Raw genomic sequence first — 12,472 nt, 5'->3', positions numbered from 1 at the left:
CGCCGTTCGGACAAAGTAGTCTTGAGTCCATGCCCGAACGCCGTACCGTCGCCCTTGTCACTCTTGGCTGCGCCCGTAACGAGGTGGACTCGGAGGAGCTCGCAGGCCGCTTGGCGGCGGATGGCTGGGAGCTCGTCGAGGACGCCGCCGAAGCGGACGTCGCCGTCGTCAACACCTGCGGCTTCGTCGAAGCCGCGAAGAAGGACTCCGTGGACGCCCTCCTCGAGGCCAACGACCTCAAGGACCACGGGCGCACCCAGGCCGTCGTCGCCGTCGGCTGCATGGCCGAGCGCTACGGCAAGGAGCTCGCCGAAGCCCTCCCCGAGGCCGACGGCGTGCTCGGCTTCGACGACTACGCCGACATCTCCAACCGCCTCCAGGTGATCCTCAGCGGCGGCAGCGTCGAGGCGCACACCCCGCGCGACCGCCGCAAGCTGCTGCCGATCAGCCCCGCCGAGCGCCAGCAGGCCGCCGACGTCGCCCTCCCCGGGCACGCCCAGGAGCCCGTCCAGGCCCCCGCCGACCTCCCCGAGGGCGTCGCGCCCGCGTCCGGCCCGCGCGCCCCGCTGCGCCGCCGCCTGGCCACCAGCCCGGTCGCCTCCGTCAAGCTCGCCTCCGGCTGCGACCGCCGCTGCTCCTTCTGCGCCATCCCGTCCTTCCGCGGGTCCTTCATCTCCCGCCGCCCCTCCGACGTGCTCGGCGAGACGCGCTGGCTCGCGGAGCAGGGCGTCAAGGAGGTCATGCTGGTCTCCGAGAACAACACCTCGTACGGCAAGGACCTCGGCGACATCCGCCTGCTGGAGACGCTGCTGCCCGAGCTCGCCGCCGTCGACGGCATCGAGCGCGTCCGCGTCAGCTACCTGCAGCCCGCCGAGATGCGGCCCGGCCTGATCGACGTGCTGACCTCCACCCCGAAGGTCGCCCCCTACTTCGACCTGTCCTTCCAGCACTCCGCGCCCGACGTGCTGCGCGCCATGCGCCGCTTCGGCGACACCGACCGCTTCCTGGAGCTGCTGGACACCATCCGCGGCAAGGCGCCGCAGGCCGGCGTCCGCTCCAACTTCATCGTCGGCTTCCCCGGCGAGACCGAAGCCGACTTCGCCGAGCTGGAGCGCTTCCTCACGCACGCGCGGCTCGACGCCATCGGCGTCTTCGGCTACTCCGACGAGGAGGGCACCGAGGCCGTCGGCTACGAGAACAAGCTCGACGAGGACACCATCGCCGAGCGGCTCGCCCACATGCAGCGCCTCGCCGAGGAGCTCACCTCCCAGCGCGCGGAGGAGCGGATCGGGGAGACCCTGGAGGTACTCGTCGAATCCGTCGAGGCGGTCGACGAGGACGGCGACGGCGCCTACGGGCGCGCCGCGCACCAGGCCCCCGAGACCGACGGCCAGGTCCTCTTCACCGACAGCACCGGCCTGGTGCCCGGCCGCATGGTGACCGCCAAGGTCGTCGGCACGCTGGGCGTGGACCTGGTGGCCGAGCCCCTGGAGCTGGAGGAGGCGGCCGGATGAGCGGAGTCCCGGCATCCGCGGCGGGCGGGACCGGCCGCCGGCCCGTTCCCGGCGCGAAGCTGGGGGCCGCGGCAGTGAACCAGGCCAGCCTGTGGAACATCGCCAACATCCTGACGATGATCCGGCTCGTCCTGGTGCCGGGATTCGTGCTGCTGCTCCTCGCCGATGGCGGGTACGACCCGGTGTGGCGTGCGCTGGCCTGGGCCGCGTTCGCCGTCGCCATGATCACGGACATCTTCGACGGGCACCTGGCCCGTACGTACAACCTGGTCACGGACTTCGGGAAGATCGCCGACCCCATCGCCGACAAGGCGATCATGGGGTCGGCGCTGGTCTGCCTCTCCTGGCTGGGAGAGCTGCCCTGGTGGGTGACCGGGGTGATCCTGGGGCGGGAGCTCGGTATCACCCTCATGCGCTTCTGGGTGATCCGCTACGGGGTGATCCCGGCCAGCCGCGGCGGGAAGCTCAAGACGCTGGCGCAGGGCACCGCGGTGGGCATGTACGTCCTCGCGCTGACCGGGGCGCTGGCCACCATGCGGTTCTGGGTGATGGCGGTGGCCGTCGTGCTGACCGTCGTCACCGGTTTGGATTACGTCCGCCAGGCCGTCGTGCTCCGGCGCAGGGGCCTGGCGGCCGAGCGGGCGGCCGCAGCCGAGGAGGCGGCCGCGAGGTGACGGACGCGGTGCGGGGCTCCGCAAGGGGCGCAGGCGCCCCGCGGACGGCGGTGGACCCGGCGCCCGCGGCGCGGACGGCCGCGGAGATCGCCGCGGAGGCGCTCCGGCTGCTTGCGGACGGTGACCAGACCCTCGCTGTCGCCGAGTCGCTGACGGGGGGCATGGTCGCCGCCTCGTTGACGTCCGTACCCGGTGCTTCCCGGTCGTTCCGCGGATCGGTCACGGCGTACGCGACCGACGTGAAGGCGCGGGTGCTCGGCGTCGACGCCGGCCTGCTGGCCGCCGAGGGTGCGGTGAACCCGCAGGTGGCGGTCGAGATGGCGGCCGGCGTGCGGCGTGTGCTCGACGCCTCTTGGGGGATCGCGACCACCGGCGTCGCCGGCCCGGACCCGCAGGACGGGCAACCGGTGGGGACGGTTTTCGTCGCCGTTTCCGGACCGCTGTTCGAGAAAAGCGCCGCGTTGAGGTTGAACGGCTCCCGGGAGGAAATCCGTAGGGAGAGTGCACGCACAGTGCTCGAACTCCTCTTGAGCGAACTCCGCGAGAATGTGCGGGGGCAGGATACGGAACAGAACGGGGGGATTTGATGTTTGCAGCCCTGAGTGAACACGACATCGCTCCCCGCACGGCCGCGGCGCGAGGCGGTACGGTGGGGCGTGAAGGATGCGGCTACACGGTCAGAGGAGGGAGCCACCGATGATTCTGCTCCGTCGCCTGCTGGGTGACGTGCTGCGTCGGCAGCGCCAGCGCCAGGGCCGTACTCTGCGCGAAGTCTCCTCGTCCGCCCGAGTTTCTCTCGGCTATCTTTCCGAGGTGGAGCGGGGGCAGAAGGAGGCGTCCTCCGAACTGCTCTCCGCGATCTGCGACGCGTTGGACGTACGGATGTCCGAGCTGATGCGCGAGGTCAGTGACGAGCTGTCGCTGGCCGAGCTGGCACAGTCGGCCGCGGCAAGCGAACCCGTACCGGTGCCGGTACGCCCGATGCTCAACTCGGTCTCCGTGACGTCCGTCGCGGGCGGGCCGGAGCGGGTGACCATCAAGGCGCCTGCGGAAGCGGTGAACGTCGTAGCCGCTTGAGCGCGAGTGCGCGTGCCGTGAAGGCAAGAGCGTGGCCGGAGCCCCGGCCGGTGCGAGAGCACCGGCCGGGGCTCCTCGCCGTTTCGGGTGCGGGTGCGCAGGGTGTGCGGGAGGATGGACCGCGTCCGGTCGCGGCCTGAACCCGGGAGGCAGCCGTGCGGCGGTTGGCCGTGCCCCTCGCGCTGGCGGCGGGCGTGCTCTGGTGCTGGGCGGTGCTGCGGCTGGTGCTGGAACCGGAGGCCTCCGGGACGCTGGAGGGCGCGGTGGCCGTGGGCGGCTGGGGGCTGGGCGTACTGCCGGTCCACTGCGCGCCGCACCGCGGCCGGCGGAAGGGCCGGGCCGACGGCGGCGGGGCCGCGGCGGGCGGGCGGCCCGATGCGGCGGAGGGCGTACCGGGACCGTACGGCCGCGACTGACGGGACATCAGTCGGGGTGCGGGCCGGACTGGCAGCCGGGACACCAGTACGTCGGGCGGTCGTCCTGGTCGGCCCTGCGCACGGGGGCGCCGCAGCGCAGGCAGGGCAGGCCCAGGCGCCCGTAGACGAACAGGGCGCGGCCCGGCCGGCGGCTGCCGGTGGTGTTGCGGCCCTCGCCCGGGCCGGTGTTGGCGGCGAGCAGCCGCTGCGCCGCTGCGGCCATGCGGACGGCGGTCCTCGGCGCATCGGGCAGGGCGCCGACCGGCGTCCAGGGGGTCGCCCCGGCCATGAAGCACAGCTCGCACTTGTACACGTTGCCGATGCCGGCCAGGTTGCGCTGGTCGAGCAGGGCCTCGCCGAGCGGCCGCTCCGGGGCGGCGAGCAGGTTGGCGGCGGCCCGGTCCGCGTCCCAGTCCGGGCCGAGGAGGTCGGGGCCGAGGTGGCCGACGACGCGGTCCTCGTCGGCGGTGCGCAGCAGCTCCACGACGGGCAGGCGGTAGCCGACGGCCGTGCGGTCGGCGGTGCCGAGGACGGCGCGGACCTCGTACAGGGGGCCGCCGCGCCATTTCCGGCCGGAGGGGAAGACGTGCCAGGCGCCGTCCATGCGCAGGTGGGTGTGGAGGGTCAGGCCGCCCTCGAAGCGGGCGAGGAGGTGTTTGCCGCGGGGGACGACCTCCAGGGTGGTGCGTCCGGTCAGGTCGGTGGTCGCCAGGCGCGGGACGCGCATGTCCCAGACGGCCAGCTCGCGGCCGGCGAGGGCGGCGTGCAGCCGGGCTGCGGCGCGCCAGACGCTGTCTCCTTCGGGCATGGGCCCATTGTGGGCCCGCGGGCACCGGGGAGACGGGCCGAGCCCCTGCGGCCGGGTGGCGCCGCAGGGGCTCGTGAGGGGCCGGGAGGGTTCACCGGGCCGCGGATGCGGCCTGCGGGCTACTTCCAGACGAGGCCCTTGCCCTTGCCGAGGTACGGGTTGCCCCAGTACTCGGCGCCGGAGACCTTGGTCTCGGCGGACGGGGCCAGGGCGACGGCGCAGCCCGTGGCGGTCTGGCCGTTGGTGAAGCCCTTCGGCAGGGAGTCGTTCGGGCACTTCTCGAACTTGCCGATGACGGAGAGCTTGCCGGCCTCGCTGCCGTCGCCGAGCAGGCCCTTCATGTGGCCGACGCTGGTGTACGACAGGTCGACGGTGCCGACGTTCTTGATCGAGTACCGAATGTAGTACGGGACCTTGCCCTTGACCTGGTCGCCGAGCTTGAAGACGTCGAGGTCGGAGGGGTTGCCCTGCTCGATCGCGGTGACGGTGAGGGCGATCGTGCCGCCCTTGGTCTTGCCGTAGTCGAACGGGACGGTGGCCGTCTCGCCGATCTTGAAGGTCTGGCCGGGCTTGGCCGTGTCGCCGGGCGTGCCGCCGGCCGGCGCCCCGCTGCTCTGGCCGGCGTCCGGGGTGGCCGGTGCGGCGCTCTGGTCGCCGCCCGCGGGGGCGGAGGAGGCCGGGGCCGACGGCGCGGGGGCGAGCTCCTCGTTTCCGTTCTTGCAGCCGGTCAGCGTCAGGGTGCCGGCGACCGCCAGGCCGATGACGGCGGTGGTGGCTCGTCGCGTGTTGCTCACAGCTCTTCGTCCCCCATGTAGGTGCACTTTGATGTGGCATCGTCACGAGCGATGCCTGCGGGAATCTTGATAGCCGAGGCGCGGGGCCGCATTCCAGCCATGGCGGGGTCTGTGACATGCTCCGTACATAAGTGCGACGTAAGTGCAACGGCCGAGACCTCACCGAAGCCTTACGGCCGCAGCCGCAGCCCCCGCGGACTCGCGTGGAAGCCGGCCGCCTCCAGCACCCCGCCCAGCGGCGACGTCAGCGCCGGCGCCGCATTGATCCGCTCCACCGTCAGCGCCGGGAGCGTCCCCGCCCGCGACGCCTCCGCCAGCGCGCCCGCCGCTGCGGCCAGCCTCGGATCCTCCGCCTCCGGCCATGCCAGCAGCGTCTTCCCGCCGCGCTCCAGGTACAGCACCAGCTCCCCGTCCACCAGCACCACCAGCGAGCCCGCCTTGCGGCCCGGCTTGTGCGAGGCCCCCGCCGGGGGCTCCGGCCACGGCAGGGCCGCCCCGTACGCGTTCGCCGGGTCCGCCGCGGCCAGCACCACCGCCGCCAGCGGTGGCGGATTGCGCTCCGCCGACCGCAGCCGGTCCACCGCACCGTCCATTGCGAACTGCGCCGCGCCCAGCCCCTCCACCACGTACCCGCGGCGGGCCTGCCCGCTGTCCTCGAACGCCGACAGCACCCGGTACACCGCGCTGAAGCCGCCCTCGACGCCCTCGGCGGCCACCGCCCCCCGCGTCACCACCCCGTGCCGGTCCAGGAGCGTACGGGCCAGGGCGTGCGCCCGGTGGGTCGGATCCGGCGCCTGCTCCGGCACCAGCGACCAGCGGCCCGAGACCGTGGGCGGCCCCTGCCGCACGGCCTGGGCCGCGCCCACCGCGCCGTACCGCCCGCGGGGCACCGTACGGCGCGCCCGGTGGGCGGTGGCCCCGGCCGTGCGGCCCGAGCCCAGCACCGCCCGCAGCGGCGCCAGCGTGTCGTTCGTCAGCCGGCCCGACCAGGCCAGGTCCCACAGCGCGTCCGCCAACGCCGGCTCGGAGGCCTCCGGATGGCGGGCCCGGACCGCCTGCGCGACCTGGCGGAAGAACAGCCCGTACCCGCCCGACAGCGCCTCCAGCACCGCCTCGTGAAGCGGCGTCAGCTCCAGCGGGTGCGCGGCAGGCAGCAGCAGCGGCGCCGCGTCCGCCAGGTACAGCGACACCCACCCGTCCTTGCCGGGCAGGGCCCCGGCGCCGGCCCACACCACCTCCCCGGTGGTGGTCAGCTCGTCCAGCATGGCCGGCGAGTAGCCCGCCACCCGCGAGGGCAGGACCAGCCGCTCCAGCGCCGACGCGGGCACCGGGGCGCCCTGCAGCTGCTCGATCGCCCTGGCCAGGCCGTCGATGCCGCGCAGCCCGCCGCCCAGGTGCTGCCACTGCGGCAGGAACACCGCCAGCGAGGCCGGCGGCACCGGCTCCAGCTCCTCGCGCAGCGCGGCCAGCGAGCGCCGCCGCAGCCTGCGCAGCACCGCCGCGTCGCACCACTCCTGGCCGATCCCCGCCGGATGGAACTCCCCCTGCACGACGCGCCCCGCCGCCGCCAGCCGGTGCAGGGCCCCCTCGGTGACCGCCGCCCCCAGCCCGAACCGGGCCGCCGCGGCGACCGTGGTGAACGGGCCGTGCGTCCGCGCGTACCGCGCGAGCAGGTCGCCCAGGGGGTCCTTCACCGGCTCGGTGAACGCCTCCGGCACGCCCACCGGCAGCGCCGTCCCCAAAGCGTCGCGCAGCCGCCCCGCGTCCTCGACGGCCGCCCAGTGCTCCTCGCCCGCGATGCGCACCCGGATCACCCGGCGGGCCCGCTCCAGACCCCGGGGCCACGCCTCCTGGGCACCCCGCCGGACCAACTCCCCGTCCGTGAGCGGTCCCAGCAGCCGCAGCACATCGGCCACGGATTCCTCGTCCCTGGCCCGCCGGTCCGGCGAGAGCCACTGCAGCTCCTGCTCCAGCTCCGCCAGCACCCCGGCGTCCAGCAGCTCCCGCAGCTCCGCCTGGCCGAGCAGCTCCGCCAGCAGCCGCGAGTCCAGCGACAGCGCGGCCGCCCGCCGCTCCGCCAGCGGCGAGTCCCCCTCGTACAGGAACTGGGCGACGTACCCGAACAGCAGCGACCGCGCGAACGGCGACGGCTCCGCCGTCGTCACCTCCACCAGCCGCACCCGCCGCGCCTCGATGTCCCCCATCAGCTCGGCCAGCCCCGGCACGTCGAAGACGTCCTGCAGGCACTCCCGCACGGCTTCCAGCACGATCGGGAACGACCCGAACTCCGAGGCCACCTGGAGCAGCTGGGACGCCCGCTGCCGCTGCTGCCACAGCGGCGTGCGCCGGCCCGGATTGCGCCGCGGCAGCAGCAGCGCCCGCGCCGCGCACTCCCGGAACCGCGAGGCGAACAGCGCGGAGCCGCCCACCTGGTCGGTGACGATCCCGGCGACCTCCCCGTGGTCGAAGGCCACGTCCGCCGCGCCCAGCGGCGCTTGATCGTCGTCGAACGCGAAGGAGTGCACGGACGCCGGATCGTGGTCGAGGAGGTCCGCCGACAGCAGGTCGGCGTCCGGCAGGCGCAGCACGATGCCGTCGTCCCCGTGCATCACCTGCGCGTCCATCCCGTACTTCTCCGCGAGCCGGGCGCTCAGCGCCAGCGCCCACGGGGCGTGCACCTGCGCACCGAACGGGGAGTGCACCACGACCCGCCAGTCCCCGAGCTCGTCCCGGAACCGCTCGACCACGATCGTCCGGTCGTCCGGCACGTGCCCGCAGGCCTCCCGCTGCTCCGCCAGGTACGCCAGCACGTTCTCCGCGGCCCACCCGTCGAGCCCCGCCGCCAACAGCCGCAGCCGGGCGTCCTCGGCGGTCATCGCACCGACCTCGCGCAGGAACGCGCCGACCGCCCGGCCCAGTTCCAGCGGGCGGCCCAGCTGGTCGCCCTTCCAGAACGGCAGCCGCCCCGGCACCCCGGGGGCCGGCGTGACCAGCACCCGGTCCCGGGTGATGTCCTCGATCCGCCACGACGTGGTGCCCAGGGTGAACACGTCCCCCACGCGGGACTCGTACACCATCTCCTCGTCGAGCTCGCCGACCCGCCCGCCGCCCTTCTTCGGGTCCGCGCCGGCCAGGAAGACGCCGAACAGCCCCCGGTCGGGGATGGTGCCGCCCGAGGTGACCGCCAGCCGCTGCGCCCCGGGCCGGCCCGTGACCGTCCCCGCGACCCGGTCCCACACCACCCGCGGGCGCAGCTCCGCGAACGCGTCCGACGGGTAGCGCCCCGCCAGCATGTCCAGCACCCCGGTGAACGCCGACTCCGGCAGCGCCGCGAACGGCGCGGCCCGCCGCACAAGCGCCAGCAGCTCGTCCAGCTGCCAGGTGTCCATCGAGGTCATCGCGACCACCTGCTGCGCCAGCACGTCCAGCGGGTTCGACGGGATGCGCAGCGACTCGATGGCCCCCGACCGCATCCGCTCCGTCACGACCGCCGCCTGCACCAGGTCGCCCCGGTACTTGGGGAACACCACCCCCGTCGAGACCGCGCCCACCTGGTGCCCGGCGCGGCCCACCCGCTGGAGCCCCGACGCCACCGACGGCGGCGACTCCACCTGCACCACCAGGTCCACCGCGCCCATGTCGATGCCGAGCTCCAGGCTGGAGGTGGCGACCACCGCGGGCAGCCGGCCCGCCTTCAGGTCCTCCTCCACCAGAGCGCGCTGCTCCTTGGACACCGAGCCGTGGTGCGCCCGCGCCAGCAGCGGCGGAGCGCCCAGCGCCGCCCCCGACTGCGCCATCACCTCGGCCGGAGGCGCGCCCTCCGGCAGCCGCTCGCCCACCGCGCGCTCGTACGCGATCTCGTTCAGGCGGTTGCACAGCCGCTCCGCGAGGCGGCGCGAGTTGGCGAACACGATGGTGGAGCGGTGCGCCTGCACCAGGTCGGCGATCCGCTCCTCCACATGCGGCCAGATCGACGGCCGGTCGCCGCCCTCCCGGCCCTCCGCGGCAGGGGAGCCGCCCAACTCGCCCAGGTCCTCGACCGGGACGACCACCGACAGGTCGAACTCCTTCTCCGACGGCGGCTGCACGATCTCCACCCGGCCGCGCGGCGAGAGGTACCGGGCCACCTCCTCCACCGGGCGCACCGTCGCCGACAGGCCGATCCGGCGGGCCGGGCGCGGCAGCAGCTCGTCCAGCCGCTCCAGGGAGAGCGCCAGGTGCGCGCCGCGCTTGGTCCCCGCCACCGCGTGCACCTCGTCCAGGATGACCGTCTCCACCCCGGACAGCGCCTCCCGCGTCGCCGACGTCAGCATCAGGAACAGCGACTCGGGCGTGGTGATCAGGATGTCCGGCGGCCGGGTCGCCAGCGCGCGGCGCTCGGCGGCCGGGGTGTCCCCCGAGCGGATCCCGACCCGGACCTGCGGCTCCGGCAGCCCGAGCCGCACCGACTCCTGCCCGATGCCGGTCAGCGGGCTGCGCAGGTTCCGCTCGACGTCGACCGCGAGGGCCTTCAGCGGCGACACGTACAGCACGCGGCAGCGCTTCCTCGGCTCCGCGGGCGGCGGTTCGGAGGCCAGCCGGTCCAGGGCGGCGAGGAAGGCCGCCAGCGTCTTGCCGGAGCCGGTCGGCGCGACGACCAGGACGTCGGACCCCTGCCCGATGGCCCGCCAGGCGCCCTCCTGGGCGGCGGTGGGCGCACGGAAAGCCCCCGTGAACCAGGAGCGGGTCGCGGGGGAGAACGCCTCAAGCGCAGAGCCGGCCATGCCCCCATCCTGCACCCCGGCACCGACAAGGGCCGTGACCTGCGCACTCGCCGCAGCCGCCGGGCCCGGCCGACCGGACCCGCCGCCGGCCGGGCCGCGGCCGGCGCGCAGAATGGAGGGGTGGCGCGAGCGGACGGCAGGGAGTGGGCGCGGCACTGGCGGTACGCGGAGCTGCCGGGCCTGGACCTGCTGCGCGCCCGGTACGTCAGCCACTCCTTCCCCCGGCACGCCCACGACGGGTACGTCATCGCGGCCGTCACCGGCGGCGTCGAGGAGGTCGGCCTGCCCGGCGGCACCCTGCGCGCCGGCCCCGGCAGCATCGTCCTGATCAACCCCGAGGTCCCGCACACGGCGCGTGCCGGCGTCCCCGAGGGCTGGACGTACGCCACCCTCTACCCCTCCCGCGAGCTGGTCGGCCGCGTCGCCGCCGAGATCGCCGGGCTCCGCGGAACGCCCGGATTCACCGTCGACACCGTCGCCGACCCGCAGACCTCGCACACGGTCACGGAGGTGCACCGGGCCGCCGAGGAGGGCAACGCCCTCGCCGCCGACACCCTGCTGCACACCGCGGTGGCCCGGATGCTGGCCCGGCACGCGGGCCCGCTGCCGGCCGTGCCCGCCGCGAGCGCCGGGGCCGCGGGCGCGGCGCGGGCCCGGGCGGTGCTGCTGGAGCGCATGGCCGACCCGCCGTCGCTGGAGCAGCTCGCCGCAGAGCTCGGGACCAGCCCGTTCGCGCTGCTGCGGGCGTTCCGCGAGCGCTACGGGATGCCGCCGCACACCTGGCTGACCGACGCCCGGGTGCGGCGGGCGCGCCGCCTGCTGGACGCGGGCACCGCCCCGGCCGAGGCGGCCGTCGCCGTCGGCTTCACCGACCAGCCCCACCTGAACAGGCACTTCACCCGCATCGTCGGGGTCCCGCCGGGCGCCTACCGGCGCGAGCGGGCCGGATAGCCGCGCCGCGCCCCTGCCCGCGCCTCCGCCCGCCGGGCCTGCAAGAACGTACAAGACCGGACCCGCCCGCCGTGCGTACCGTCGGGGGGTGCAAGAACGTCAGACGGTGATACGACAGGACCGGCCCGCCCCCGGGGACACTTCCGGGGCGGCGGGTGCGGGCGGCGCAGCGGAGCCCGCCGGGCGGCCGCGCGGCCGGGTGGTGCGCGACGCCCTCGGGGTCGGGGTGGCCGTCGGCCTGTCCGGCTTCGCGTTCGGGGTGACCGCCGCCGGATCCGGGGTGAGCGCCCTCCAGGCGTGCGTCCTGAGCCTGTTCGTCTTCACCGGTGCCTCGCAGTTCGCGCTGGTCGGGGCGCTCGCCGCGGGCGGCAACCCGTTCACGGCCGCCGCCGGCGCCTTCTTCCTCGGCACCCGGAACGCCTTCTACGGGCTGCGCCTGTCGCAGCTGCTCGCCCTGCCGCGGGCCGTGCGCCCGCTCGCCGCGCACTGGGTGATCGACGAGACCGCCGCCGTCGCGCTGGCCCAGCCCGACCGCCGCTCGGCGCGCCTCGGGTTCACCGTGACCGGCCTGACGCTGTACGTGCTGTGGAACCTCACCACCCTGCTCGGGGTGCTCGGCGCCGAGGCGATCGGGGACACGGCCGCCTGGGGGCTGGACGCCGCCGGCCCCGCCGTCTTCCTGGCCCTGCTGGCGCCGATGCTGCGGACCGGCACCGAGCGCGCCGTCGCCGTGCTCGCCGTCGTCCTCGGGCTGGGCCTGCTGCCCGTGCTGCCCGCCGGGCTGCCGGTGCTCGCCGCCGCGCTCGCCGCCCCCGCGATCCTCTGGCTGAAGGGACGCCGCAAGTGAACGTGTGGCTCGCCATCGTGCTGACCGCCGCCGGCTGCTACGCCGTCAAGCTGGCCGGGCTCCTCGTGCCCGCCGGGGCGCTGGAGCGGCCCCTGGTGCGCCGGCTCGCGGGACTCCTGCCGGTCGCCCTGCTCGCAGCGCTCACCGCCCAGCAGACCTTCGGCGCCGGGCAGCAGGTCGTCCTCGACGCCCGCGCGGCGGGCCTGGCCGCCGCCGGGATCGCGCTGCTGCTGCGGGCCCCGTTCCTGCTCGTGGTCGGGGCGGCCGTCGCCGTCACCGCGGGCGTGCGCGCCCTGGGCGGGTAGGGCCCCGGCGGCCGGGCGGGATACTGGGGTCATGCGGTTGACGATTTTCTGGGAGCGGATGGCCGAGCACTTCGGGGCCGGCTACGCCGACTCCTTCGCGCGGGACCACGTCATGTCCGAGCTCGGCGGGCGCACCGTCCACGAGGCGCTGGAGGCGGGCTGGGAGGCCAAGGACGTCTGGCGCGCGGTGTGCTCCGCCGTGGGCGTGCCTGATTCGCTGCGCTGACGCCGTCGGCCGTTTGCCCGTACGCCAGGCGGGTGGGACAGACTGGGCGGCGTGGCAGCCACCGACGACACGACCGAGCGCACCGGGCCGCCGCCCG

General features: G+C 75.2%; 12 protein-coding genes. 9 read left to right on the top strand and 3 right to left on the bottom strand.

What is annotated here, in order from left to right; all coding sequences use genetic code 11:
• Positions 1–29: 29 nt before the first annotated feature.
• From rimO to MUK52_RS08020, 5 genes are all read left to right on the top strand, one after another.
• On the top strand, positions 30–1,514 hold the full coding sequence (gene rimO, locus MUK52_RS08040; RefSeq protein ID WP_114054465.1) for a 30S ribosomal protein S12 methylthiotransferase RimO: 1,485 nt from the start codon (positions 30–32) through the stop codon (positions 1,512–1,514).
• Entirely contained in the window at positions 1,511–2,188 is a 678-nt protein-coding gene (pgsA, locus tag MUK52_RS08035) for a CDP-diacylglycerol--glycerol-3-phosphate 3-phosphatidyltransferase (protein WP_114054466.1), read from the top strand. Before rimO ends, pgsA begins: the two co-directional genes overlap by 4 nt.
• Before the next feature lie 50 nt (positions 2,189–2,238).
• Entirely contained in the window at positions 2,239–2,775 is a 537-nt protein-coding gene (locus MUK52_RS08030; protein ID WP_428985482.1) for a CinA family protein, read from the top strand.
• Between the two features lie 109 nt (positions 2,776–2,884).
• Positions 2,885–3,265, top strand: coding sequence for a helix-turn-helix domain-containing protein (locus MUK52_RS08025; RefSeq protein WP_114054467.1), 381 nt, complete (start codon positions 2,885–2,887; stop codon positions 3,263–3,265).
• 155 nt (positions 3,266–3,420) lie between these two features.
• A complete protein-coding gene (locus MUK52_RS08020; RefSeq protein ID WP_114054468.1) occupies positions 3,421–3,681 on the top strand; it encodes a hypothetical protein in 261 nt (86 codons plus the stop codon).
• A gap of 7 nt (positions 3,682–3,688) precedes the next feature.
• Here MUK52_RS08020 and MUK52_RS08015 read toward each other — a convergent pair whose 3' ends face one another.
• From MUK52_RS08015 to MUK52_RS08005, 3 genes are all read right to left on the bottom strand, one after another.
• Positions 3,689–4,489: a DNA-formamidopyrimidine glycosylase family protein gene (locus tag MUK52_RS08015; protein ID WP_284575328.1), complete on the bottom strand. Its 801-nt coding sequence runs from the start codon at positions 4,487–4,489 to the stop codon at positions 3,689–3,691.
• Positions 4,490–4,608: 119 nt separating this feature from the next.
• Positions 4,609–5,283, bottom strand: a complete 675-nt coding sequence (locus tag MUK52_RS08010) for a hypothetical protein (protein WP_114054470.1) — start codon at positions 5,281–5,283, stop codon at positions 4,609–4,611.
• Positions 5,284–5,453: 170 nt separating this feature from the next.
• Entirely contained in the window at positions 5,454–10,046 is a 4,593-nt protein-coding gene (locus tag MUK52_RS08005; RefSeq protein WP_284575324.1) for an ATP-dependent helicase, read from the bottom strand.
• 120 nt (positions 10,047–10,166) lie between these two features.
• Here MUK52_RS08005 and MUK52_RS08000 point away from each other — a divergent pair, with 120 nt between their 5' ends.
• From MUK52_RS08000 to MUK52_RS07985, 4 genes are all read left to right on the top strand, one after another.
• Entirely contained in the window at positions 10,167–10,997 is an 831-nt protein-coding gene (locus MUK52_RS08000; protein WP_114054472.1) for an AraC family transcriptional regulator, read from the top strand.
• Positions 10,998–11,085: 88 nt separating this feature from the next.
• On the top strand, positions 11,086–11,844 hold the full coding sequence (locus MUK52_RS07995; RefSeq protein ID WP_502963549.1) for an AzlC family ABC transporter permease: 759 nt from the start codon (positions 11,086–11,088) through the stop codon (positions 11,842–11,844).
• Positions 11,841–12,149 (top strand): AzlD domain-containing protein, encoded by a 309-nt coding sequence (locus tag MUK52_RS07990; protein ID WP_114054474.1) that lies wholly within the window; start codon positions 11,841–11,843, stop codon positions 12,147–12,149. Before MUK52_RS07995 ends, MUK52_RS07990 begins: the two co-directional genes overlap by 4 nt.
• 31 nt (positions 12,150–12,180) lie before the next feature.
• The gene (locus MUK52_RS07985) at positions 12,181–12,375 is read left to right on the top strand and encodes a DUF3046 domain-containing protein (protein WP_125542710.1); all 195 of its coding nucleotides are present in this window, start codon (positions 12,181–12,183) and stop codon (positions 12,373–12,375) included.
• The last annotated feature ends 97 nt before the right edge of the window (positions 12,376–12,472 follow it).

The organism is Streptomyces sp. 2P-4, from assembly GCF_030167965.1.
Lineage (GTDB): Bacteria > Actinomycetota > Actinomycetes > Streptomycetales > Streptomycetaceae > Streptomyces > Streptomyces globosus_A.
This window is presented reverse-complemented; position numbering and strand designations above follow the sequence as displayed.